The following is a 24,600-nucleotide window of genomic DNA, read 5'->3' on the forward strand; positions in this document are numbered from 1 at the left end:
ATCTGAACCTAAGATAAGAATCATTTGGTAAAAAGGAAAGCACTCACACTAAGAATATAGTATCCTCTTTAATACTACTGTTCTAATTTTTTCTTTATTTCTAAAAGGAATTCCTCAGTATTAACTATTTTCTTATTTTTCAATTCTGAAAGTGGAGCTAAATCTTTAGTCATAATACCTTCCTCAATAGTTCTAATAGATGTAGTTTCAAGTCTATCTGCAAATTCAACTAATTCATTTATTTCGTCTATTTCTCCTCTTTTTCGTAGAGCTCCTGTCCATGCAAATAGGGTAGCCATGGAATTTGTAGAGGTTAACTGTCCTTTAAGGTGCTGATAATAATGTTTTTGTACAGTACCATGAGCAGCTTCGTATTCATAATAGCCTTCAGGTGACACAAGTACTGAAGTCATCATTGCAAGACTTCCAAAAGCAGTAGCAACCATATCCGACATCACATCGCCATCATAATTCTTACATGCCCATATAAAACCCCCTTCTGATTTTACAACTCTGGCAACAGCATCATCAATTAATGTATAAAAATATTCTATATCAGCATCATTAAACTTAGCATCGTATTCAGCATCATATATTTCCTGGAATATATCCTTGAATCTATGATCATAGGTTTTGGAAATCGTATCTTTTGAAGCAAACCATAAATTTTGATTCATATCCAATGCATAATTAAAGCAGGAGCGTGCAAAACTTTCAATAGATTTATCAAGGTTATGCATTCCCATTACAACACCTGGTCCATTGAAAACATGAAGTGTTTGTCTTGTTTCTTCTCCTTTTTCAGAGGTGAACACCAATTCCATTTTACCAGGTTCTTCTACTTTGTACTCTACATCTCTATACACATCACCATATGCATGTCTTGCAACTGTAATAGGCTTTTTCCATGTTCTCATAAGAGGCCTTATACTGTTCACTATAATAGGTGTACGGAAAACTGTACCATCCAGAATTGCTCTTATTGTTCCGTTAGGACTTTTCCACATATTCTTAAGGTCATATTCCTTAACTCTTTTAGCATTTGGAGTTATAGTAGCACATTTTACACCAACACCGTATTTTTTTATTGCATTTGCAGCTTCAATGGTTATTTCATCATTAGTTTCGTCTCTTTTAACAAGTCCAAGATCATAATACTCAGTTTTTAAGTCTATGTATGGTTCCAAAAGTAACTCCTTAATCATCTTCCAGATGATTCTAGTCATTTCATCTCCGTCCATTTCTACTAAAGGTACATTCATTCTAATCTTTTCAGTCATTATTAGTCCTCTCTTCATTTATATTTTTTATGTATTCATGTATTTTTTAACCAAATATATTTTATTATAAAAGAAATAGACAGTACATGCAAGTTAGCCTTGTATTTTACTAACGTCAGTTTTATTCTTATATTATACATTCAATTTGATCAGAAGTGCTATTAGTAAAATGGTTATTAATTAGTGGATATATTATAAACTATAAATGTAGAGATAATAAAAAAGAAGTCTGTTATAAATTAACTGAAAAAGCAAAGTTTCACTTGATAAATATTTCAAGTGACATTCTGTAAGACACAGATAAATAAATTAAAATAAGGAGTGATAGTGTGTTGATTGATTTAAGCGTAAAGGTTACTAGGTCATCTAATAAAGATGCTTTAGATAATGAAAAAATGGTTTCTTTTGGTCATTTGGGTACTCATTTTGATGTAATGAATAAAGAGTTTCCATTGGTGTTCACAAAGAGAAAAGGTATAGTATTTGATGTAAGTGGGATATTTGACAGAGATATTGATGTGTCGGATATTGATATTAATTTTATTGAAGCGGATATGTTTATTGCTTTTTATACAGGCTTCATAGAAGAGGAAGATTATGGCACAAAGGTTTATTTTACATTACACCCACAATTATCAGATGAGTTAATTGATCAGTTGATTCACCGTAGAGTTTCAATTATTGGTATTGACTTTGCAGGAGTAAGACGTGGTATTGAGCATACACGCAAAGACCAATATTGTGCTGACAAAGGTATATTTATTATTGAGAACCTTTGTAACTTGGGTAAGGTTTTAAATGGAAAAAATATAATGAAGTTCACAGCAAACACCTATCCAATTAATTTTTCAGGTATGACAGGATTGCCTTGTAGAGTAGTAGCTGAGGTTGAATAATTAATACAAAATTATATATGTAGTACTAATACCATTTGCAGTTCCTATAGCGGATGCAGACGACGCTCCAGGTCTCATGGGATTTCCAATCATTTTTATTTTTGTCTCAATTGTGATTGCAGTCTTTGCTGCTGTTCTTCAAAGACTTTTACAAGATGCTATTGATATAAAATCGGAAAATGATTTTAAAGATTCAGCAGGAAGAATATAAGTTACCAATAACAGCAGATGATCAACCAGATTTAGCAAATATAGATACCTTCTATCGGGAAAACAACGGAAATTTTTGGGTAGCTGTTGATAACCAGGTAGTTATAGGAACTATTGCTATAAAGAATATTGGTAATAAAAATGCTACACTTAGAAAAATGTTTGTTAAACAAGAATATAATAGAGGAAAAGACATAGGAGTATCCAGTAACCTTCTCTTGCAATTACTTGATTGGGCAAAACAAGAAAATTTTAGTAGAATATTTTTAGGAACAACATCTCAATTTTTAGCAGCACATAGGTTCTATGAAAAAAATGGATTTAAGGAGATGTTTAAATGGATAAGGTCAACGTTTATGAAAAATTGAATCTTTTTAACGAGCATTGGAGTCCAAAAATTTTAGGTGAAATTAACGACTCTTATGTAAAAATTGTTAAACTTAGTGGTGAATTTTTATGGCACACTCATGAAAACGAAGATGAAATGTTTTATATTTTAAAAGGGTCATTAATTGTTAAGTTTAGGGATAAGGATGTCATTTTAAGTCAAGGAGAATTTCTTATTATTCCAAAGGGAATTGAACATATGCCAGTTGCTAAAGAAGAAGTGCATGCAATGTTAATTGAAGCAAAAACAACATTAAATACTGGAGATGTTAAAAATGAAAGAACAGTAGAGAAACTTGATAGAATTTAGTGTAGCTCGATCATATTGCTTTCTATGAAGGTTGATTCAAGGCCTTTATTGGATGTATAGAGGAATTATTAAATATCTATCCAATAAAACTGACAGTGCAAATGAGTCAAATTGAACAATAACGGGAATGGGAGAAATAAGTATGAGCATAAGATTGGCTGAATACAAGGACTTAGAGCAAATGGTGAAAATCTATAACCAAGCAATTGAAACACATCGTTGTACTGCTGACATGGATACTTTTTCAGTGGAAGAAAGGATTTCTTGGTTTCAGGAACATCAATGTTTAGAATATCCACTCTATGTATATGAAATTGATAATAAAGTTGTAGGATATCTACATTTTACTGGTTATCGTAAAGGAAGAAGAGCTATGAGATATACTGCGGAAATCAGTTATTATATACATAATGACTATCAAAGGCAAGGGATTGGAACAAAAATGATGGAATTTGCACTTGAAAAAAGTAAAGAATTAAACTTAAAAAACTTGATAGCTATATTATTGGAGTGGAATATTCCAAGTATAAGGTTACTCGAAAAATTTGGATTTAAAGAGTGGGGCTATCTACCTAAAGTTGCAGATTTTGACGGAGAAGTATGTTCACATTTATATTATGGATTAAAGGTATAGAAATAAAGGTTAAAGATTATTACATAATATTCTTAACTTGTATCACAAATGTAATTTAATGACATACCTTCTTATTTTTTAGTTCAGAACTGTCGCACTAATTTTTAGTGCAACAGTCCCTTATGATATGTCATATTGGGTATTTAGCCTATTATCATATGATTAACATACCCTTTTAATTCATTACTTATTATTTTCAGCATAAAACTTTAGGGCTTCTCCAATAAATTTAGATGCACCATTTCCATATTTTTTATCTGTTGCTTTTATAAATTCAGGCTTTGATAAATAAAAATCTGCAATATACCCCAAATAATTTTCTCCCTCATCTACTTTTAAAGTTTCATGTATTTTTCGGTTCTCATTTGCTATTTCAGAAACAATTTGCTGGATCTCTTTTGAAGTGGGATCTTTACTTAAGTTAGATCTAAGCTTTTTATATAGAGTTTCTATTTTAGGTTCATAATCCCCCAAATAAATTTTTAAAGCTTTTCCAATAAATTTAGACGCACCTTCTCCATATTTCTTATCAATTTCTTCTAGCCACGATATACCACTTCCACCATATTTCTTATCAATTTTTATTTCCTTAGGAAATACTAAGTAAAATTGTACCATAGTGTACCAATAATAGTCTCCCATATTAGTTTTAAAAGCTTCATAATCTTTTTTAGCTATATTAGTTACCTCACCAGCAATTTGTTGAATTTCCACTGAAGAAGGATCTTTACTTAAATCAGCTGTAAGTTTTTTATATAGCTCTTTTAATTTGGGATGCTTATCATAAAGACAATCTTTTTTAAACTTATCAATTTGTTCTGATTTAGTTATTGCCAGACTATTATTTAAATTTTTCTTCAAAGCTTCAGTAAATTTTTTTATACTTCCATAATGATTTATAGCATCCTTAGCGATCTCAGCTTCCTTAGATTTACATTTTTTAATAAATTCATTATAATTATCTATACTACCATAAATTCTAATTACTTTATCCTTATTTTCTTTCTTAAATTCTTCTAATACATTATAATATTCAGTCATATCAAATTCTTTAAAACTCATCGTATTGGCTCCCTTCAAAGTTTTATCTATAAGTTCTATCAAGCTATTCAATCTATCTCTTTTTAAAACGATTAGCTTTTTATGACTTTCTAGTGCTTTCATCTTATCAAAGTGAGGGCTAGTTATGATTTCTTTAATTTCTTTCAGTGGTAAATCAAGTTCTTTAAAAAACAAAATCTGCTGCAAAGTTTCAAGAGCCTCATCATCATAAATCCTGTAGCCTGCTTCTGTTAATTTAGTTGGTTTTAATAATCCAATTTTGTCGTAGTGATGAAGCATACGCACACTTACTCCTGTTAAATCCGAAACTTGTTTTACTGTTCTCATAACTTTACCTCCAACTTTGATTTTAGAGCTGTCAATACTGCCCGATACTCTGCCGGCTGTGAGTTTTAGTTTATATTTTCAAACTCTATTTTTATATTACACTATGACATAGTGTTAGGGTCAACACTTTAAAAAATTTTTAATTCTAAAAATCATTAATCTCACTTAAACCCTAAATAAACATTTTGTAAAAATATAAAGAACAAAAAAGAGCATTTCAGCTCTTAATGTTGTATAAAATAAGAAGATTGCAAATTAGATTATACTAATAATCTACATTATTTACTTTTTTAACTGGAATGCTTTGATATTCCTAAAATCAGGAAACTTAGCACAGGGATACGGCTTATTATTTCATATAGAAAAGGCATTGCCATAATTTCAATGACTAATAAAATAAAATAATATAACAGCATTGGCAATTGCAAATATGTGGTTAATAAATATGCACTCATTATTAAAACTGGATAATGCAGCACGTATATTCCGAATGTTCTTTTGTTCATATATTCTGTAAAGTGATTTGTTCCATTAAACCATGCATTTCCACAACCTAAAATTGCAAGAATAATTATCCATAGGTAAAAATTAGTGAATGGGCTTTGTAAACAGGCTGCAGTGGTATAGTTATCTCCATAATAATAAATTGTATAAATAATTCCACAAATAACTGCAGAAATTAAAAGTGGTAAATGCCATTTCTTCAGTCTTTCCTGCACTTCATCATGTGAAAAAACGTAATATCCGAGTAAAAACATAAAAATATAGATACCATTGCGATATACAGTAATAAGAGGTGTATTTAAAATAAAAGAACTTCCCCATACTGCAAAGAACAACAATAAGATAATTGCCATATTTGCTTTTTTGCATATTTTCCATAATGTATCATTTTTATCAAATTTTCTAAATAGCAACAATATCATAGACGCTAAAAATAATTCATGTGCAAACCACAAAGGTCCTATTCCGCAAAGTGAATAAATCAGATATTTTATAAAACCTGGAATAAGATCTCCTTTGCCACCAAACATATCTACATAATGATTTGTAACATAACCACTTATCCAACCCAAAATAAAAATACCTGCAATCGAAGGCACTAACAGCCTTTTGACACGCTCTTTTGCAAATTGTTTTCCAGTTCTCTTTTGTAAAGAATAACGTGCAGATATTCCTCCTACTAAAAATAAAGAAGCCATAAACCATGGATATATAAAATACAGCATTACATCCATCTGCGGTATTCCCTTTACCCCGATATTAGATATTACTCCTACACTATTGAAAATGTATATTATATGATAAATAACAACTAATATGATAATACCCCAACGAATATTATCCAAATAATTTTTTCTCATAATTAACTCCTGTATTTCCATATGATTGAATTTATAACAGCTGCGACATTATTCTTTAAAATAGCAGAGTATTTCTTACACAGATTTTCTACTTCAAGTACACTCATTCTTCGTCATCCTCCTTTTCTGGAAGGTCTCCGTCAAAAATTGTTTTGGTCAGTTTTGTGAACAGTGATTTTGGAGGTATAGCAATACCTTTCTTCTTATCAGCAAGAACTATAATAGTATCGCCAGGCTTGATATCAAAAATATCTCTGGCTTCTTTTGGGATAACAAATTGTCCTTTTTCACCAATTTTTACTGTCCATGCATACTTGTCGTTTGGGTGCTTCATATTATTTCCTCCATTCGTTGTTGGTATAATATTAAAAGTATGATTTGTATGATTTATATAACTTTATTATAGTTATTTATTTTAAAAAGTCAAGATTTTAAACATTTTAGTAATGACACAGCCGCCGGTATTAAGCCATAATAATTACTTGGGTATCACCAACATTTCCTACAAAACCCAGGCTAAGACGAAAAATGGGTAATTGTAATCAGATAATGATATAGTTTACTTATTATTTAATTCACAGTTTTCATAAAGCGACATAACAAATATAAATGAGGAGCTTTGGTAATTGAATAAAGTAACATTTAAAATAAATACCACTTTAAATGAAAACACAATGTGTAGTTTACATAAAGTGTTGATATTCGGAGAAGCTAATTTATATAATACATTAAACTAGGAGGTTATTTTCATGCCAGATTTAAAAAATATAAAGTTAGTTTCATCAGAAATATAAGGTCTTTGGGATTCATATATGAGTGATAGCTTATTAATATGTGTTCTTAGACAGTTTCTTAATAATGTAGAAGATAATGATATACAAACATTGTTACAGCATACTTTAAATTTATCAATTCAACATATTTCAATAATTACAGATATATTTAATCAGGAAGGGTTACCGATACCTCAAGGATTTACTGATAAGGATGTAAACATAAATTCGCCACGTCTATTTAGTGATACTTTCTATGCCGCATATATTAGTTTTATAGCAAGAGTAGGAATGCACGATTATACCCTTACCTTAAATCAAATAGCTCGTTCAGATATTAGAAAGTACTTTTCAAAATGTATCACTGAGTATATAGGCTTGTATAATAAAGCAGCAGAATTAAGATTATCAAAAGGTATTTTTATAAGGGCACCGCATATAGAAATTCCTAAAGAAGTTCAATTTGTGGGAAGTCAAAGCTTTATATTCAATATTTTTGAAAAAAAGCGCGCATTACTAGCTAGGGAAATAACACATATATTTTCGCTTATTTCTGCAGATATAATAGGAGATGCTCTTGCAACAGGTTTTAGCCAGGTTTCTAGAGATAAAAAGATTTCAGCGTATTTCCTTGAAGGTAAGCATTTAGGTCAAGAAATAATTGCTGAATTAACATCAATTTTAGTAGATGAAGATATTCCGATTCCAACTACCTCCGAATCTTTTGTAACGGATTCAACTGAGTCACCGTTTTCGGAAAAATTGATGTTGTACCATGCTTTGATAATGACAGCGGCAGGGGTAAGTAGTAAGGGAGCAGCAATAGCACAAAGCATGAGGGCTGATTTAGAAGGCATGTATACTAAACTCATAGTTAAGATTATGAAATATACTAAAGATGGTATAGATATTATGAATGATAATAAGTTTCTTGAACAACCACCACAAGCTATAAGTCATGAAAAATTAGTTAAAATATGAAGTGGCTAAATATTGAATAATTTTAATATTGTATTATTTATAATCTGTAATCTATGAGAAATCCTTTATATTATGTATATGTCAGAAATAGGCACTGTTAAGGCGGTGTCTATTTTTATATTATTTACAAATAGTTATTACGTAGGACATTGGATTGTAACAAATACTGTGTATAATTATAAGTACTTTAAGGAAATAGTCTTAGAACAAATAAAAAATAATGTTGTTAATATTATATCCCTTCAAAAATAATATTATATAAAATAGGCACTCGTCATTTAGGGTGCTTATTTTGTAGAAATTTAATGGATGTAAAAATTTAGGAGGAAAGAATGTACATGGATAAAGAGAATTTAAGGCAAGAAATATTAGACATGCTAGAAAAACATAATTATATAAGCAGGTTAAGTGAATGCCCAATGACTACTTTAAAATTTCTTTTAAAAATAGATGATGCTTCTTTAATTTATGATGCTTTATGTCAACTTCAAGAAGAAGATAGGGTAATAAAAAGTTTTGAACCATTTGCCGGTAATTCGAACCAGAAAATTAATGCATCAAGATGGTATTTAAAACAACAGGGAGAAGAAGAAAACCCTGAGAGTATAGAGTGATTTCTATGCTATTTTAACTAAATAATTAGAGTATTTTAGAGAGCCTTAAGCTAGGGGCTCTTTTTTCATCTCCAAAACAAAACGAATATTAAATGAAGTTGATAAAGTGTATACTTTGGTATATAATATTTGATATTAGATAGATTTCAAAAAGAGAGGTAATTTTGTGAGTGTTTAGTATCTAAAATAGGTAACTTAATATTGATTCTAAAATTGAGGGTACAGTACCTTTAATTGTTATGGAATTAATTACTATTTATAGATACAAGTCCACGAAACTACTTTGGGGTGCAGTACCCTTTATCAAGTTTGCAATTAAAGCTGTGGAGTATCCATGGCTTTTTTATTTTATCCGATCGCTACCATTGCTAACACCACCATCGCACTCTGTGAAAGCGATTCACACAAAATTAAAAATTTTGGTTCTCTGCTTTTCTATCAAAGTGAGGGATAAGCAGTGCTACGCGCCTGGATAAGTTCTTCTAAGGTTCAGCTGGAGAAAAGCAGTTCTCATAAGCAAACTCCACCTGAACCTAAGAATCACTTGATAATTAATACTATGAAATCTATCTAGGTTTCGTCGGCTTGAATAAAGTTGGGGAAGGAATTTTAAAATGGATAATACAACATTAGAAAAATTACATTATTATGAATTAAAGGAGATAGTAAAAGGATATTGCGCAAGCGGCTTGGGTAAATCCTTAATAGATAAACTAGAGCCGAGTACAAATATAGAGGTAGTAAATAGAAGGTTAGATGAAACCTCTGAAGGAAGGACACTTTTAGATGCTTCTTATCATATACCTTTCGATGGAATATTTAATGTAAATCCACTTGTAAACAAAATGGAAAAGGGTGCAGCATTAGATCCAGAGGATTTAAGTACCATGGAAAACTTTTTAAGAGGCTGCAGAAAGCTTAAATCATTCATGAAGGATAAGGAAGGTTATGCTCCTACTTTAAGTTCATATAGCTTAAATATAACAGATTTAAGTTATATAGAAGAGGAAATAAATATATCGATATCAGGAAATAGAATAGATGCCAATGCTTCAAAGGAGCTAAAAAAAATAAGAAAGCAAATTGATGTATGTGAAGGTCAAATAAAAGGAAAGCTTGAAAAGTTTCTAAAAAATCCTTCAAATAAAGAGTATATACAAGAATTTTTTGTAAGTCAAAGAAATGGAAAATATACGATACCTATAAAAGCTGCCTTTAAAAATCAAGTTCAGGGTGAAATTGTGGAAACTTCAGTAAAGGGCAGTACTGTATTTATAGAGCCAAATGTAGTGGTGAAATACACTTCTGGGCTATCAGCTTTAAAAGTTGAAGAGTCTATAGAGGAATATAAAATATTAGCTACTTTAACAGAAATGCTATATGATAGAATAAGAGAAATTAAGATGAATATTGATGTAATAGCTGAGTATGACATGGTTTTGGCAAAAGCAAAATATAGTAGTGACATAGAAGGAATAAAACCTAAAATAAATGAGCATGGTTATATAAAAATAGTTAAGGGAGGCTATCCTTTAATTAAAAATGGAGTACCCTTAGATTTTGAAATAGGAAAAGATTATAGATCATTAATAATTACAGGACCTAATGCGGGAGGAAAGACTATAGTATTAAAAACTTTAGGAATGTTAACTCTTGCAGTTCAATCAGGTTTTCATATAAAGGCTAAAGAAGGCACAGAAGTTGCTATATTTAGCAAAATATTTGTAGATATAGGTGATAATCAAAGTGTAGAAAATGCTTTAAGTACTTTTTCATCCCATGTGAAGAATTTAGCATATATAATAAAAGAAAGTAATAAGTCAACATTATTGTTGTTTGATGAAATTGGCGGTGGAACAGAACCGAATGAAGGGGCAGCTTTAGCAATAGCTATTTTAGAAGAAGTGTATTATAAGGGCTGTATAACAGTATCAACAACCCATTATGGAGAGATTAAAAACTTTTCGGAGCAGCATCCAGACTTTGAAAATGCAGCTATGGAGTTTAGATGTGACACATTAGATCCATTATATAAGCTTAATATAGGAAAGACAGGAGATAGTAATGCTCTTTATATATCAAAGAAAATGGGTATTTCAGATAATATAATTGAAAGAACTAGAAGATATATAGAAAGTAAGAATTATAATTATGAATTAATAAGGGATAGCAAAATTATAAAGAAAAAAGATATTCAAGAAGATAAAGGTGAAAGTTATGAATTTGCTGTAGGAGATAAGGTTCTTTGGATGGACAAGAATGAAAGTGCCATTGTTTACAGAGAAATGGATATAGATAATAATGTAACTATTTTATTTAATAAAGAATTTGTTAATGTAAATTGCAAAAGGTTAAAATTAGAAATTAAAGCTTCAGAGCTATATCCAGAAGGGTATGATTTAAATCAATTATTTGTTAGTTTCAAGGAAAGAAAGCTTGAAAGGGATATAGAAAGAGGATCTAAGAAGGCTTTAAAGAAACTTAAAAAAAATCATTTGAAATAATATAGCTAATTGCATTTATTCGAGAGTTAGATTTTATTGCATGTGATGGGGAAGTAGCTATTGGTAATATTATTTACTCGAAAGCAAAGATAATTAATGAAGATAATGAAGAGTTTCAAGTTTTGTGCATGGGTCCTCTTGGAGTATTACCTTCTTATCAAAGTAAAGGTATTGGAACTTTACAAAATAAAGATGGGGAGCCAGAACATCTACCTGCCAAGAATTACAGCAGCGAAATACACAGATTTATAAAGATCATTTGGAGGGTTGTAGTTCACAAGATTTATCTAAAAAATATTTTTTATCCTTGAAAAGTATTCAAAGGATAATACGAATACAAAGAAATAGTTATTAACTTTTGGAATAAGCCAATGCAATTTTATTGTTGTATTGGCTTATTTTCTTTTACTAACTGTCTTTAAGGTTTAGCTTTGTGTGAGCAGTTGGTACAATTAAGTTGGAAAAAATACTAGATTAGGAGGAATTATAATGAAAAAGGTTTGTAATAATCCACCTGTTATCCTTCCTATTTAATTATAATAGAAAGGAGCAATTTTCATGCAAAAGGTAATCTGGAATATACAGTATCTGTCTTCACCACCTGTAATTAGGTATTGTAAGAGATGTTCTAAAAAGACAGAACATGTTTGCTCTGGATTGTTTCGGATAAATGCCCAACGCAAATATTTAGATATATGGTTAATATATAGATGTTCAGATTGCGATTCTACTTGGAATATGACTATCTGCTCACGTATCAATCCTTAAGAGTATTGCCCCCGAAATATTAGATAAATTCCATAGCAATAATGAAGAGCTTGTGAAAAAATATGCTATGGATACAGAGTTAATACGGAAGAATGGATGCGAAGTCGGTCTTCCCAAGTATACAATACTAGGAGCCAATATTGACTTAAACACTCCTGTAGAATTGCATATAAAAAGTCCCTTTCCGTCTAAGCTTAAAATATCTGCTTTGTTGCGAGAAAAATTAAATTTATCTCAAAATGCTTTTAAACAGATGATAGCCAGTGGAGCAATTCGAGGAGATAGCGGACTTGATTTGAAAAAATGCAGATTGTAAGCAGAAACTATATTGATTATTGATAAATCTATAAATTTTCCTCCTTGAAAGGAGGATTTATTTGTTTTTTGAAGAAGTATTAATCTAATATATATTGTATAAATGTAGAACATTGTGAAGTAAAGATAATTTAAATAATATAATGGGTGGTTATTGAAGCTTCGTAACATTATTAACTTGTGTCATAAGTGTAAAAAATGAGAGGCAAATATACTTTGGGAGGTGTATAATGAATTACAATTTTAATGATATAACAATTTCAAATACATGGATAAAAATTAAAAAAATAGAATACGGTTGGTCATCTGATGAAAAATATTACATAGAAGATAATAAAAATATGAAATACTTACTTCGTATATCTACTGCTGATACTTATGAACAAAAAAAGAAAGAATTTGAGGTCATTAAGAAATTTAACACACTTGATTTTCAAATGTCAAGAGCCATAGAATTTGGGTATTTTAATGAGTACAAAAATGTTTATATGCTTTTAAATTGGATAGAAGGTCATTCACTTGAAGAAAAGTTGCATTCTTTACCTCAAATAGAACAATATCGACTTGGATTACATTCAGGTGAAATTTTAAAACAAATTCATAGTATTCTAGTTGAACCACAAGATGTTCCTTCGGTAAATAAAATTTCTAAAAAGTTATTACAATTACAAAAGTATGAAGATTCATCTGTCAGAATTTCAAATGATGAAACTGCCATAGCATTTGTAAAAAACAATATTGATATGTTGTGCAAGTCATCGCCTGTTTATGAACACGGTGACTTTCATGTGGGAAATTTAATATATACACCTGATAAAACGATTGGAGTTATAGATTTTAACCGTTGGGAATGTGGTGATAAATATGAAGAGTTTTACAAGGTTCAAAGTTTTGATGTAGAATATAGTATTGCGTTCTCAGTAGGAGAAATTCAAGGATACTTTGATGGAGACCCTCCAACTGATTTTTGGAAAGTACAGGCGGTATATGTGGCACATGCGTCTTTGTATTCAATTAAATGGGCAGAAAAATTTGGACAAAAAGAAGTTGATGGAATGACCAAACGTTGTCTTCAAGCGTTCACTCATTACGATAATTTTAACTTAATAATTCCAAAATGGTATTTACAAAATAAAGATAAATACAGATTTAAATTATAGGAGATTTAAGTGTAAATACTATCTCAGCATAATTTTGTGCATATCAAAAAGATTCATGTATTTATAATTTTTTTGAAGACATGAATTCTAAATTATATTATAATGGAATTATTTTATGCGGCGGATTTGCGCCTCTTTTCTTGACAGTTGTAGAAGACTGCAAGAGTGTCAAAGAAGGTCTTTTTGTCATTTATTCTTTAAAATCAAAAACAATCTTACTATCCTTTATAATTAGAAATGCATCAAATTCCTTTCCATTCTTACTTTTGAATCCTTTTATAAGATTAGTTTTTTTATCTTTTAGTAACTTTTTAACCATAGATTCCGTTATACTTTTACTTGCTATTTTGCTACCTATAAAAAATTTACAGCCCTCTTTCCACTTATCACATCCATACCCCGATCTATTAGCTACAATATTACCTTTTCCACACACTGGACATGTTCCTAACCCTTTATTTTCAGAACTAAAATCAAATGCTACACTTTGATCTTTTATTATCAATACTGCATCAAAACTCTTTCCATTTTTACTCTTAAATCCTTTAATGACATTCGTCTTTTTATCTTTTATAAGCTTTTTTACCATTGATTCACTTATGTTTTTTCCTGCTATCTGCTTTCCTATAAAAAACTTACAACCTTCTTTCCACCTACTACAACCATAACCAGATTTATTGGCCATAATATTACCCTTACCACATACTGGGCATACCCCCATGCTCTCATATTTCTTACTTTCTATTCTATCGATTTTAATTTCATCTCCATTTCTAATTATATTATTTAATTCACTTTTTACATTATATATTATTGTATTTATTTCTATATCATTCTTATAAACCCTTTTAAGCTGTTTCCCAAATTCAACTGTTTTTCCTTTATCTAAATCAATATTTAACCTTTCTAGTACCTCGATAAGCTGTATACCCTTATTCTCACATTTAAAATGTTCCTTTACTTCTTTTATATACTCATACTTTTGGGCATTTTTGATTATTCCGGCTCTGGTTGCAACAGTGCCTATCTCGCAGCCTTCAAGTATCATTTTGTATTCTTCATCATCATTTGTACTCTCTAAGTCCTGAACTTCTTTTTTCTTAAAAGGATTTTTAAGAAAATTATTTAATTCCGATTCCGTTACTCTATTGGGTTTTTGAGTTTGCTTTTCATCCACTGAAAGTTTAGTATCTAATTCCTCACCTTCTACAAAGTCAGGTAATTCATTTTCTTTTTTCATATTTTCATATTTTAAGAATCCTTCTTGTTTAATTACAGTTCCTTTAAGCTCTATAACTTCATCATCTATTCTTATTACTACATATGTTTCCTCTATTATTGTTTCTTCATTTAAGAAATTACTTATAAACCTATTTCTTATTGCAATATAAACTTTTTTTTCATCTTCACTTAATTTCTCTATCTCCGGTATTTTTGTAGTCGGGGTAATGGCACTATGGGATTCTACTTTATTGTTATCAAATATCCTTTTCTTATCTTTAAAATCTATATCTACATTAAATTTTTCTTTTACTACTTCAATTATACTTTTTATTTTTTCTTTTTCATTTTCTGCTAAATATTCCGTATTAGTTCTTGGGTATGTGGTAAATCCACATTCATATAATTTTTGTAAATGTTTCAAAGTATCATCTAGTGACATCTTAAATTGTTTAAACATCTTATTCTGAAGTGTATCAAGAGAAAATAATTTAGGTGGCTGTTTCTTGACTTTTTTCTTTTCTACTTTATCAACTACAGCTTTTTTATCCTTTAGGCTATTCAATAAACTCTCTGCCTTTTCTCTTTCATCTGCTGAAAATCTTCTATCTTTTAATTTAGCTTTTATCGCTAAATTATCTTTTTTAATGACAGCTCCTATCTCAAAATAAGTTTCTGGCTTAAAATTTTCTATTGTCATGTCCCTGTCATAAATAAATTTTACAATAGGTATTAAAACACGACCCACAGGTAAAAAGGTTTGTGATCTTATACTTAGATACCTGGTTAAATTTATTCCATATGTCCAGTCTAAATACGTCCTTGCAAGCCCTTCATTGTATAAGTTCTTATAATCTCCATTATCTTTTAAATTTCTTAGTTCTTGTCTTATGGTTTGTGTAGTCTGTTCTGGAAGCCATAATCTCTTAACAGGCTTATTAATGTTTTCTTCTTTAAAAATCCTACTGATTATATTATTTACAATTACTTCGCCTTCTCTATCTGCATCACCACAGTTGACTATTTCAATAACATCATTTCTCCTTATCAAATTCTTTATAACTTCATATTGCTTTTTTACTCCTTTATCTTCTCTAATTTTAAATTTAAAATCTTCAGGTACAAATGGTAGTTCATCTAGATTCCATTTAGTTTTACCCCTTTTAAAATAGTTATCTACATCATATAACCTCAATAAGTGTCCATAAGCAAAAGTGACTAAATAATCCTTATTTTCAAAGTATCCATCATTTCTATTCATATTTCCAATACTCTTAATAATATTCAATGCCAAGCTTGGTTTTTCTGCTATTATCAATTTCATTTCTTACTCCTTTTCTAATCTATATTCATTATACCTAACACAAATTGATTATATTCACTTATGTAGTCTAATAGAATACTTTTACAAGCGAATTGTCAGATATCTCATTTATATTTAAAGTTCTGTTAATTGAAAAAATCACAGCGTTGTTTAACATTTATTTAACAACAGTATTTTATAATAAAAAAAGTTAACTATAAACCTTTGATAACATAAATTATTTTTTAAAAATATTAATAATTCTAGCATAAAGCTCAAAGAATTGATTGAAAAAAGGTGAAATCTTTATTATAGTTAATTTTGTAATATGAAGGAGGAGAAAGCATGATTAACATACTGGTAGTTGAAGATGATATAAAGATTAATCATATTGTATGTACCTATTTAAACGATAATGGTTATCATGCAATCGGGTGTAAAACGGCTACGGAGGCTTTTGATAAAATGATGGACAATACGATAGGTATGATAATTTCGGATATAATGATGCCTGAAATGGATGGATATGAATTTGCTGAAACTGTGCGAAAACAGAATAAAAATATTCCAATTCTTTTTATGACAGCAAGGGACGATATTTCTTCGAAGAAAAAGGGATTTAATATTGGAATAGATGATTATATGGTAAAACCTATTGAGCTGGATGAGTTACTTATGCGTATAGAAGCACTTCTTCGGCGTGCTAATATTGCCAGTGAACGTAAGCTGGCGGTTGGCTCACTAACTTTGAATGCAGATGAAAATATGGCATACCTGAATGGAGAGGAAGTACCATTAACTGTTCGGGAATTTAAAATTTTATTTAAGCTTTTATCCTATCCAAAGCGGACTTTTACCAGAACGCAGCTGATGGATGAGTTTTGGGGAATAGAAAGTGAAAGTACCCCTCGTACAGTGGATGTTTCCATTACAAAATTGAGAAGTAAGCTTGCAGAATGTGAGGACATTGAAATTGTAACGGTGCGTAGTCTTGGGTACAAAGTGGTGATAAAGACTTGAAAATTAAATATAAGGAACCAAAAGATAAAAGAGTAAATGCAAAACATTCTTTTTGGAAAGAGTATATAGTAATCTTAGGTACGGTTTTACTTTGTTGTTCAGGCGCAGTTCTTATCAATGATGCATATATGGCGGAACAAGCAAATCCATGGAGTATGGTGCTGGGTATCGGCAGTTATTTGGCGATGATATGCTTTATTGTCAGCGGAGTCATACGGTGGATTAAATATACAGCATATACAAAACCAATGGGGAAAATTGGTCAGGCAGCCAGAAAAGTGGCAGTTGGAGATTTTACAGTACGTATTGCTTCTGAGCGTAAAGATGGAAAAAAGGATGAAATGGAGTTACTAATTGATGATTTTAATAAAATGGTGGAAGAATTAGCTACTATTGAAACATTGAAAGGTGATTTTATTTCAAATATTTCTCATGAAATAAAGACGCCGCTATCTGTTATTCAAAGTTATGCAACTGTACTGCATAATGGAAATATATCAGGGGAACGAAGACAAGAATACCTGGAAACAATCCTTGAATCTACAAGAAAACTTTCAGCATTGATTACGAATATACTCCGATTGAATAAATTAGAAAATCAGGAAATCATACACGGTGAAACATATTCACTGGATGAACAGTTACGTTGCTGTATACTGGCATTAGAAGAAAAATTTGAAGAAAAGTCTATCGAATTTGATGCAAATTTGGAGGAAGTGGTTATTACTACAGATGAGAGCCTATTAGAAATCGTTTGGAACAACCTATTGACAAATGCCATTAAATTTACAGAACCTGGGGGTTCGGTGATGGTGAATTTAAAGGTAGAAAATGATATTGCAATTGTATCCATAAGTGATTCAGGCTGTGGTATGGATGAAAAAACTATACACAGTATTTTTGATAGATTTTACCAAGGAGATACATCACATTCTCGTGAAGGATATGGACTGGGATTAGCTCTTGTAAAACGTATTATAGCCCTTGTGGATGGCAATATTACAGTTGAAAGTAAACTTGGAAATGGAACAATCTTTATGGTGACAATTAAATTATAATATGTGAAATCTCTCATAATGAAATATTGTGGGAGATTTTTGTTTTTAACAGTACTTTAACAAAACTTTAACCTTATGGAATATTTGCAGGATATTATAGAGATATCAAATAAAAATTAAGGAGAATAATATGAACGAGAAAAATTTTACTATGAATGAATATCTGGATGTGAATGTTAATAAGGATTTGTTACCGCTTTGTAGTGATTGTTATCGTGCACTGGGATGGACAATTGTAAGTACAAGTAATGGCATTGGAACTGTAACAGTGAAATTGCAGCGTGACCGAAAGATTAAGAACCGTACAGCGTTATGTGATTTGCAGAGAAAGTGTGAAGAAGCATTCAAATCTATAGAATGTCTGGAAAAATCAAAAACAAAAAATGCTGTGGCTGCTTCACTTGGAATAGGACTTATAGGAACCGTTTTTATGGCAGGTTCAGTATTTGCATATTTAGCAAGTGCAATTTGGTTATGTGTCATTCTTGCAATTCCAGGATTTATCGGATGGATTTTGCCATACTTCTTATATAAAAAAATTGAAAAACAGAGTATTAACAAGGCAGTTGCTATAATTGATCAGAATTATGATGTAATATATGAATCTTGTGAAAAGGCATCAAACCTTTTAAATTAATTATTATTGCAATATTATTAATAAACATAGAGGAGAATTTAGATATGAATAATAGGATTTATTTATTAACCGGAGCAGCAGGACTTTTAGGAAGCAATGTATCAAGACAATTGATTGATCGTGGAGAACAGGTAAGGGCACTTGTGTTAAATGGAGATCCGGCAGTTAAATATATACCGGAAGAAGTAGAACTTGTAAGTGGAGATGTGACGGACACAGAATCTTTACAAAAATTTTTTACAGTATCTGAAAGCACAGATATCTATGTTATCCATTGTGCAAGTATCGTTACATTGGATCCAAACCCTAATGGGAAGGTTCATGCCGTAAATGTAGGTGGAACTCAGAATATCATTGATAAATGTGTAGAACATCAGGTTAAAAAACTGGTGTATATTAGCTCTACCGGAGCTATTCCAGAACTTCCTGGTAATATGCCAATTAAGGAAGTAACTCATTTTGGAATAGAAGGACTGGTTGGTTATTATTCTGTTACTAAAGCAGAAGCTTCACAGTTAGTAATAGATGCATTGGCAAAGTATCCGCAGCTGGATGCATCCCTTGTTCATCCAAGTGGAATTTGTGGCCCGAATGATTATTCTTTTGGACCAGTTGCAGATTTTATAATGCAGTACGCAAATGGTAATATGCCAGCATGTACTGAAGGAACATTTAATAGTGTTGATGTTCGCGATTTGGCAGAGGGAGTAATTGCCTGCTGTGATAAAGGAAGACGTGGACAATGTTATATTATGAGTAATGATCTTGTATCAATGCAGGATATGTTTAAGTTGATAAATCGTGCAGCAGGATTAAATTACAATCCAAGGATTCTGCCAGTACCTGTAGCAAAAGTTGTGGCAAAAGTAATGGGAGTTGTCAATAAAATCACAGGAAAGCCAGCACGGTTGACAGGTTTTGCAATTTATAACCTGACACGTAATAATAATTTTAACTGTAGTAAAGCAGTCCATGAACTTGGATTTAAATGCCGTCCATTCGAAGAAACAATCAGTGATGAGGTTCGTTGGCTGAAAATGGAAAGGAAAATTTAGAATGATAAGGAGAATTATTATGTATGAAACGAGAAGAAATAAAAATAAATTAACTATGAAAGCTTTAATTTACAAAGGGATTAAGCATGTAGAATTGCAAGAAAAGAAGATTCCTATCTGTGGGCAAGATGATGTAATTATAAGAAATATGAGAGCAGGTATCTGTGGATCGGATGTAACCGGATATCTGTATGGTGGAGAAAAAGTTGCAATTTACCCAGGACGAGAATTTGGCCATGAAATGGTTGGCTATGTATATGAAAAAGGTGAAAATGTTACTTGTGTGGAAGTAGGGTCAAGGGTATTTGTTGATCCGACATTTTGTACACCAAATCCATATGAAGCAGATATGGCCGGGGCATTTTCCCAGTATGTAAGAGTCCAAAATGCAAAGGAAGGATATAATCTGTATATCCTTCCAGATAATCTTTCCTATGATGATGCGGTTTTAATTGAGCCATTCAGTGTTGGAACTCATGGAAAAAATACACCGCAGGTAAAATCGGATGAAAATGTACTAGTTATAGGAGCAGGAACGATTGGCCTTTGTGCAATGAGCAGTCTTATGGCACGAGGGAATAAAAAAGTTGCCGTATTGGATATGGATGATAACCGTTTAAAGGTTGTTGAAAAAATGGGAGGTATTGGTTTTAATTCAAAGCAGGGGATAGAATCTACTGAGAAATTTTTAGAAGAATACTTTGGTGTTATGGCAAATAAGAACCATCGTATCGACATGAAAGACGGAAGGGTGATGGTTACGGAAAATTCAGTAATAGATATTGATGTAGTAATTGATTGTGCAGGAGTATCAGAATTTGTTGATGAATTTATGAAACATGCGAAACAGCATGCAAGATATTCCTGTGTTGCATTACATAAAAAAGAAGTATCAATCCGTTTTCATGAAGTTATGAGTACACAATGTGTATTAATGGGTTCAAGAGGATATACAAGTGAAGACATCAATGAAGTAATTGATAATCTTTCGCAGAATAATTCAAAAGTAACAGAAATTATTACGCATGTATTCAAGTTAGAAGATGCAAAAGAAGCTTTTGAAATGGCATCTTCCCCAGATAAAGCAATCAAAGTTGTTTTGAATATGGAGTAATAAATTTAAATTTATGGATCAGACTGCTGGCAAACATATTTTGTCAGCAGTCTGAGAAAACTTTGATTTCAAGGGCTTTTCTTATACAAAAATTTATAGATCGCCTAATTCTAATAAACATTCAAAAGAATCTATATATCTATCACAAAGTAGCTGTATTTCTTTTTTTGGTTTACATGCATATTCATCATATACTCCAATGGTATAAAAACCTGCATTTTTTGCTGTTCTGATTGCATAGTCGGCATCTTCATAAACTATGGTATCTGTTATACTTGCTTTCATTTTCTTTAGAGCAAGATAATAAATATCCGGCTTGCTTTTTCCAGAGCCGACCTCATCGCAGCATACTATAAAAGAAAAATATTGTAACACTTCCAGACGTTTCAGTGCTAACTCTGCCAATTGTACTGGTGTAGCTGTGGCTACACACATTATTATGTTATTTTTCTGTAAATATGAAAGATATTCTTTGACATATGGTTTTAATGGTATCTCATACCTATATTTATCCCTAATTAATTGATTCATGTCAGAAATGATTTGTTCAGGGTAATCCATGATTTTTAACTCTTTTCTAAAATAGTTGGCTGATTCTGTCATAGACATTGCACTTATAACTTCATTCAAGTTTTCTGGAACTTTAATTCCCTTTTTTATTAAATAATCTTTTCCAAGATTCTTCCATACAGGCATAGAATCCATAATTGTGCCGTCCATATCAAAGATAGCATGTCTATATTTTCTCAATATTTATTCCTCCATTTATAATTTTTCAAGTTATATTGATTATACTATCAATTAGGAATATGTGAAACATCATAATACTGCCTTTCCTCTTCTATTTCGTTTTTTCTCAATGAACCATACACACTGTGAATTATAACTTATTTTAATGTAAGGCACCCTTGTCTACACAGATAATCTGACACTGGCGTTGTTGTTTATAAATAAAAAAAGCATAAAAAGTAAATACACCCAGAAAAAGCAGATAACTTGGAAAATTTGAAAAACGAGATGGAAATTTTAAATGATATTGTATCTGGAAAAAGAAATTCTTTGTTAGATGCAAAAGCTAAGTCGATGGATGAACTTAAAGAGGTAATTCATAAATATCCATCAAGATATGTAGGATTTGGCACTGTCCCCGTTGGATTGAATCAAAATTTATACCTTGATACATCTGCTTATTTTTCCACACTTATTTTGAAGATAGCTGTAAATGAAGTTCCACTAAAATGTATTTTTGGTGTAGATATGCCCTATGGAGACTTAGAGATGTCAAAGGAAGCTATTAAAAAAGTATGTAATGAATCATATATTACTAATGCTGTTTTAGGTGATAATATGGCAAAAAACCGTACCGAATTTTTTGAGTACGGTTATAATTGTGAATTTGAGTGATGGAGACAAGAGGGGGTCATTTGGTATTTATAACCCACTACTTTTACTTGATATCTGATATATAATATTTATATTTTGATATTTTAAAAGTAAATAATAGATCTAGAAATTATAATTATCTTCCAATAAATTATTAAGGTCATTGTTATTAAATACGTCTAATTCTTCATCCTTTTCTTTGCTATCTGTATCTAAATCAATAATAACACTTCTTTTTTTAGTTCTTGATAATTTTCTTTTATTCTTATCTTCTAAGGCCATCTTTATTAAAGTTATTGATTCTGTGGGAGTTTCACATCCTCCAAGAACAACTATATTATTTTTCTTATTATATGTTATATATGTACTTCTATAAACCTCAAATAATTTAGTTACTTCATAGGGATCATATCCGTCAATTTTTAAATTAATGGCTAAATAGTCACAATCGTATACATCTTGTTGGACAAATACACTATTTTTTATTGCTAAATCAATAGCGGTTTTAACATCTTTTAAACCATCATACAACTTTAAAATAAGTCCCGACCCATCTGCCGTATTTATTCTGAATGAATCTTTATTGTCAATGCTGCCATCGGCATGGATACCTACTATGTTATAGGCTAAATCTAAACTTTCAATCACTTCATTATTAATTTCTTTATACGTATTTCTTTTATTATTATCTACAAATTTGACGTCATTTATCAAATCCATTATGCTATTTATATCATTCCAACATTCTATTGTATTTTTAAATGCTAACTCATCTTCCTTTAAACTAGGTAAAATAGCTACTACATTCACTTTAGAATTTGGTAGTACTTTTTTTACTATTTGTACAAAGGTTTTTATTGCTCCAGAGCCCGTTCCTCCAGCCATAGTTGTAAGTACTACAACTACTTCTGTTAAAGGATATTTGCTTAATAATGTTCCTATAGCATTGGCATTATCTCTTATCATTTCTTTAGATTTAGTTCTATCTCTTCCCGAACCATCTGTTCCTGGATATACATACACATTTTTTCCCATATCTGCGTTTTTCAATGGCTTAATGTCAAATAAACTGCTATTTATAAATAACCCATTGTATCTTGAATTTCTACTTAATAATCCATCTACAATATTTCCGGCACCTTGACCTAATGCAACTAATAACATTTTACCTTTTTCCATAATTACGCTCCCTTATTTAAAACTAATTTTTTCATATCTCACTTTAATACTAGCTTGTATTTTCTATATTTATTATCGAAAAAAGTCAGAATAACCTTATATTTTTTTAAACTAATAATATTTTTTACTTAAGCTTACCTTCTATTTGTTCGAAAAAAGAAGGAGGGGGAGTAATTATCATGGATAATAAAGATAAATATATAGATACACAAAAAGTTGAACATAAAATTCAAAATAGAAAAAGGGGCGAAATATTATATTATTCTATGAGTCAGGTTGCTGATTTGTTGAATGAAAATATTAGCAATATAAAATACTATACAAATATATTTGATGATCTTTTAAAAATTGAAATAATAGATAAAGAATTGCGTTATACTAATGATGATATTGATAATTTAGAATTTTTAATAAAATTAAAAAATAGAGGTATGACCCTTAAAGAAATTCAAGAGTATTATAGTAAATTACCTTTAAATGATAATGAAGTTCAGCATCTAGGAAGTAATTTATTATCTGTTGAAGAACTTATTAATTCAATTAAAGAAGAGCAGCGAATTCAATTTGACAATTTTAAAATTCAGTTAAATAAAGATATACAAGATGCCAATTTATTATATGTTAAAAATATTACCTCAACAATTATTGAGGCTCAAAATAAAAGCCTTAATAAATTCAAACAGGATTTATTTGAGGAAATTAGAGAATATCTAAATTCTGAATTTGATAAAATTAATGAAATTAACCTAGATTTACATAACCAATTTATTGACAATATAACAAAATTTGTATCCAAAGAAATTGATAATAAAAATAATGAATTAAAACTTAACTTACAAAATGATTTTAATGCATTTTTTCAATCATGTTTAACTAATAGTGAACGTTTAATAAAGGAAGTTAAAAGTTTCAAAAAAGTTATAGAAAATGCTTATTATACCCAATACCAGGTAGAAATGGATAATGCTAATTCAGGATTTTTGAATAAATTACTTCAAATATTTAAATCTAAATAAAATTTGAAGAGATTAATTTTATACTCTTG

23 protein-coding genes and 3 pseudogenes are annotated in these 24,600 nt (G+C 30.3%); 19 read left to right on the forward strand and 7 right to left on the reverse strand.

The genetic code is table 11. The features are described 5' to 3' along the window. Positions 1-74: 74 nt before the first annotated feature. Entirely contained in the window at positions 75-1,280 is a 1,206-nt protein-coding gene (locus BS101_RS03590; protein WP_073537579.1) for an NADP-dependent isocitrate dehydrogenase, read from the reverse strand. A gap of 329 nt (positions 1,281-1,609) precedes the next feature. Between BS101_RS03590 and BS101_RS03595 the strand changes: the two genes are divergently transcribed. The 5 genes and pseudogenes from BS101_RS03595 (at position 1,610) to BS101_RS03615 (ending at position 3,717) form a co-directional block, all read left to right on the forward strand. Continuing rightward, positions 1,610-2,176: a cyclase family protein gene (locus tag BS101_RS03595; protein WP_073537580.1), complete on the forward strand. Its 567-nt coding sequence runs from the start codon at positions 1,610-1,612 to the stop codon at positions 2,174-2,176. 10 nt (positions 2,177-2,186) lie between these two features. Further along, positions 2,187-2,387, forward strand: a pseudogene (locus tag BS101_RS03600) (DUF2975 domain-containing protein); the annotation flags it as partial. Further along, positions 2,356-2,754: a GNAT family N-acetyltransferase gene (locus BS101_RS03605; RefSeq protein WP_073537582.1), complete on the forward strand. Its 399-nt coding sequence runs from the start codon at positions 2,356-2,358 to the stop codon at positions 2,752-2,754. The pseudogene BS101_RS03600 and the gene BS101_RS03605, both read left to right, overlap by 32 nt. Beyond that, on the forward strand, positions 2,724-3,083 hold the full coding sequence (locus tag BS101_RS03610; protein WP_073537583.1) for a cupin domain-containing protein: 360 nt from the start codon (positions 2,724-2,726) through the stop codon (positions 3,081-3,083). Before BS101_RS03605 ends, BS101_RS03610 begins: the two co-directional genes overlap by 31 nt. A gap of 142 nt (positions 3,084-3,225) precedes the next feature. After that, on the forward strand, positions 3,226-3,717 hold the full coding sequence (locus BS101_RS03615; RefSeq protein WP_073537584.1) for a GNAT family N-acetyltransferase: 492 nt from the start codon (positions 3,226-3,228) through the stop codon (positions 3,715-3,717). 183 nt (positions 3,718-3,900) lie between these two features. Here the strand turns inward: BS101_RS03615 and BS101_RS03620 are convergent, their stop codons facing one another. From BS101_RS03620 to BS101_RS03630, 3 genes are all read right to left on the reverse strand, one after another. After that, positions 3,901-5,106, reverse strand: a complete 1,206-nt coding sequence (locus BS101_RS03620) for a MerR family transcriptional regulator (RefSeq protein WP_073537585.1) — start codon at positions 5,104-5,106, stop codon at positions 3,901-3,903. A gap of 290 nt (positions 5,107-5,396) precedes the next feature. Continuing rightward, positions 5,397-6,470, reverse strand: coding sequence for an acyltransferase family protein (locus BS101_RS03625; RefSeq protein ID WP_242951391.1), 1,074 nt, complete (start codon positions 6,468-6,470; stop codon positions 5,397-5,399). 103 nt (positions 6,471-6,573) lie between these two features. Further along, positions 6,574-6,804, reverse strand: coding sequence for an AbrB/MazE/SpoVT family DNA-binding domain-containing protein (locus BS101_RS03630; protein WP_073537587.1), 231 nt, complete (start codon positions 6,802-6,804; stop codon positions 6,574-6,576). 472 nt (positions 6,805-7,276) lie between these two features. On the opposite strand from BS101_RS03630, the pseudogene BS101_RS24345 reads away from it, so the two are divergent. The 7 genes and pseudogenes from BS101_RS24345 to BS101_RS03660 form a co-directional block, all read left to right on the forward strand. Then, positions 7,277-8,224 (forward strand): annotated as a pseudogene (locus tag BS101_RS24345) (DUF3231 family protein); the annotation flags it as partial. Between the two features lie 332 nt (positions 8,225-8,556). Further along, positions 8,557-8,838, forward strand: coding sequence for a hypothetical protein (locus BS101_RS03640; protein ID WP_073537588.1), 282 nt, complete (start codon positions 8,557-8,559; stop codon positions 8,836-8,838). A 614-nt stretch (positions 8,839-9,452) separates the two neighbouring features. After that, the gene (locus BS101_RS03645; protein WP_073537589.1) at positions 9,453-11,342 is read left to right on the forward strand and encodes an endonuclease MutS2; all 1,890 of its coding nucleotides are present in this window, start codon (positions 9,453-9,455) and stop codon (positions 11,340-11,342) included. Positions 11,343-11,574: 232 nt separating this feature from the next. Then, positions 11,575-11,697 (forward strand): annotated as a pseudogene (locus BS101_RS24350) (hypothetical protein); the annotation flags it as partial. A gap of 203 nt (positions 11,698-11,900) precedes the next feature. Continuing rightward, entirely contained in the window at positions 11,901-12,110 is a 210-nt protein-coding gene (locus BS101_RS24190) for a DUF1062 domain-containing protein (RefSeq protein ID WP_278335276.1), read from the forward strand. Between the two features lie 52 nt (positions 12,111-12,162). Beyond that, positions 12,163-12,426: a DUF1062 domain-containing protein gene (locus tag BS101_RS24195; RefSeq protein WP_265874717.1), complete on the forward strand. Its 264-nt coding sequence runs from the start codon at positions 12,163-12,165 to the stop codon at positions 12,424-12,426. A gap of 229 nt (positions 12,427-12,655) precedes the next feature. Next, positions 12,656-13,585, forward strand: a complete 930-nt coding sequence (locus BS101_RS03660) for an aminoglycoside phosphotransferase family protein (protein WP_073537591.1) — start codon at positions 12,656-12,658, stop codon at positions 13,583-13,585. A gap of 190 nt (positions 13,586-13,775) precedes the next feature. On the opposite strand, the gene BS101_RS03665 is transcribed toward BS101_RS03660, so the two are convergent. Continuing rightward, positions 13,776-16,130, reverse strand: a complete 2,355-nt coding sequence (locus tag BS101_RS03665) for a type IA DNA topoisomerase (RefSeq protein WP_073537592.1) — start codon at positions 16,128-16,130, stop codon at positions 13,776-13,778. A 324-nt stretch (positions 16,131-16,454) separates the two neighbouring features. Between BS101_RS03665 and BS101_RS03670 the strand changes: the two genes are divergently transcribed. The 5 genes from BS101_RS03670 (at position 16,455) to BS101_RS03690 (ending at position 20,993) form a co-directional block, all read left to right on the forward strand. Then, positions 16,455-17,129, forward strand: a complete 675-nt coding sequence (locus BS101_RS03670; protein WP_073537593.1) for a response regulator transcription factor — start codon at positions 16,455-16,457, stop codon at positions 17,127-17,129. Further along, entirely contained in the window at positions 17,126-18,187 is a 1,062-nt protein-coding gene (locus BS101_RS03675; protein WP_073537594.1) for a HAMP domain-containing sensor histidine kinase, read from the forward strand. The genes BS101_RS03670 and BS101_RS03675 overlap by 4 nt, the downstream gene beginning before the upstream one ends. A gap of 130 nt (positions 18,188-18,317) precedes the next feature. Next, the gene (locus BS101_RS03680; RefSeq protein ID WP_083585644.1) at positions 18,318-18,824 is read left to right on the forward strand and encodes a hypothetical protein; all 507 of its coding nucleotides are present in this window, start codon (positions 18,318-18,320) and stop codon (positions 18,822-18,824) included. A 44-nt stretch (positions 18,825-18,868) separates the two neighbouring features. Continuing rightward, on the forward strand, positions 18,869-19,879 hold the full coding sequence (locus BS101_RS03685) for an NAD-dependent epimerase/dehydratase family protein (RefSeq protein WP_073537596.1): 1,011 nt from the start codon (positions 18,869-18,871) through the stop codon (positions 19,877-19,879). 19 nt (positions 19,880-19,898) lie between these two features. After that, positions 19,899-20,993, forward strand: coding sequence for a zinc-dependent alcohol dehydrogenase (locus tag BS101_RS03690; RefSeq protein WP_242951393.1), 1,095 nt, complete (start codon positions 19,899-19,901; stop codon positions 20,991-20,993). Positions 20,994-21,086: 93 nt separating this feature from the next. Here the strand turns inward: BS101_RS03690 and BS101_RS03695 are convergent, their stop codons facing one another. Beyond that, positions 21,087-21,743 carry an HAD family hydrolase gene (locus BS101_RS03695; protein WP_073537599.1) on the reverse strand — a complete coding sequence of 219 codons (657 nt, stop codon included), beginning with the start codon at positions 21,741-21,743 and terminating at the stop codon, positions 21,087-21,089. A gap of 255 nt (positions 21,744-21,998) precedes the next feature. Here BS101_RS03695 and BS101_RS03700 point away from each other — a divergent pair, with 255 nt between their 5' ends. Further along, positions 21,999-22,397 carry a hypothetical protein gene (locus tag BS101_RS03700; RefSeq protein ID WP_242951394.1) on the forward strand — a complete coding sequence of 133 codons (399 nt, stop codon included), beginning with the start codon at positions 21,999-22,001 and terminating at the stop codon, positions 22,395-22,397. Positions 22,398-22,499: 102 nt separating this feature from the next. Here the strand turns inward: BS101_RS03700 and BS101_RS03705 are convergent, their stop codons facing one another. After that, positions 22,500-23,555, reverse strand: coding sequence for a cell division protein FtsZ (locus tag BS101_RS03705; protein ID WP_073537601.1), 1,056 nt, complete (start codon positions 23,553-23,555; stop codon positions 22,500-22,502). Positions 23,556-23,734: 179 nt separating this feature from the next. On the opposite strand from BS101_RS03705, the gene BS101_RS03710 reads away from it, so the two are divergent. Further along, complete coding sequence (locus BS101_RS03710; protein ID WP_073537602.1) at positions 23,735-24,571, forward strand: helix-turn-helix domain-containing protein; 837 nt, start codon at positions 23,735-23,737, stop codon at positions 24,569-24,571. The last annotated feature ends 29 nt before the right edge of the window (positions 24,572-24,600 follow it).

The organism is Clostridium kluyveri (assembly GCF_001902295.1).
Classification (GTDB): Bacteria; Bacillota; Clostridia; order Clostridiales; family Clostridiaceae; genus Clostridium_B; species Clostridium_B kluyveri_B.

Bases quoted from the DNA above. Each gene is read 5' to 3' on its own strand.
- BS101_RS03590 (WP_073537579.1), bottom strand. From the start codon at position 1,280: ATGACTGAAAAGATTAGAATGAATGTACCTTTAGTAGAAATGGACGGA.
- BS101_RS03605 (WP_073537582.1), top strand. From the start codon at position 2,356: ATGATTTTAAAGATTCAGCAGGAAGAATATAAGTTACCAATAACAGCA.
- BS101_RS03610 (WP_073537583.1), top strand. From the start codon at position 2,724: ATGGATAAGGTCAACGTTTATGAAAAATTGAATCTTTTTAACGAGCAT.
- BS101_RS03615 (WP_073537584.1), top strand. From the start codon at position 3,226: ATGAGCATAAGATTGGCTGAATACAAGGACTTAGAGCAAATGGTGAAA.
- BS101_RS03620 (WP_073537585.1), bottom strand. From the start codon at position 5,106: ATGAGAACAGTAAAACAAGTTTCGGATTTAACAGGAGTAAGTGTGCGT.
- BS101_RS03625 (WP_242951391.1), bottom strand. From the start codon at position 6,470: ATGAGAAAAAATTATTTGGATAATATTCGTTGGGGTATTATCATATTA.
- BS101_RS03630 (WP_073537587.1), bottom strand. From the start codon at position 6,804: ATGAAGCACCCAAACGACAAGTATGCATGGACAGTAAAAATTGGTGAA.
- BS101_RS03640 (WP_073537588.1), top strand. From the start codon at position 8,557: ATGTACATGGATAAAGAGAATTTAAGGCAAGAAATATTAGACATGCTA.
- BS101_RS03645 (WP_073537589.1), top strand. From the start codon at position 9,453: ATGGATAATACAACATTAGAAAAATTACATTATTATGAATTAAAGGAG.
- BS101_RS24190 (WP_278335276.1), top strand. From the start codon at position 11,901: ATGCAAAAGGTAATCTGGAATATACAGTATCTGTCTTCACCACCTGTA.
- BS101_RS03660 (WP_073537591.1), top strand. From the start codon at position 12,656: ATGAATTACAATTTTAATGATATAACAATTTCAAATACATGGATAAAA.
- BS101_RS03665 (WP_073537592.1), bottom strand. From the start codon at position 16,130: ATGAAATTGATAATAGCAGAAAAACCAAGCTTGGCATTGAATATTATT.
- BS101_RS03670 (WP_073537593.1), top strand. From the start codon at position 16,455: ATGATTAACATACTGGTAGTTGAAGATGATATAAAGATTAATCATATT.
- BS101_RS03680 (WP_083585644.1), top strand. From the start codon at position 18,318: ATGAACGAGAAAAATTTTACTATGAATGAATATCTGGATGTGAATGTT.
- BS101_RS03685 (WP_073537596.1), top strand. From the start codon at position 18,869: ATGAATAATAGGATTTATTTATTAACCGGAGCAGCAGGACTTTTAGGA.
- BS101_RS03690 (WP_242951393.1), top strand. From the start codon at position 19,899: ATGTATGAAACGAGAAGAAATAAAAATAAATTAACTATGAAAGCTTTA.
- BS101_RS03705 (WP_073537601.1), bottom strand. From the start codon at position 23,555: ATGGAAAAAGGTAAAATGTTATTAGTTGCATTAGGTCAAGGTGCCGGA.
- BS101_RS03710 (WP_073537602.1), top strand. From the start codon at position 23,735: ATGGATAATAAAGATAAATATATAGATACACAAAAAGTTGAACATAAA.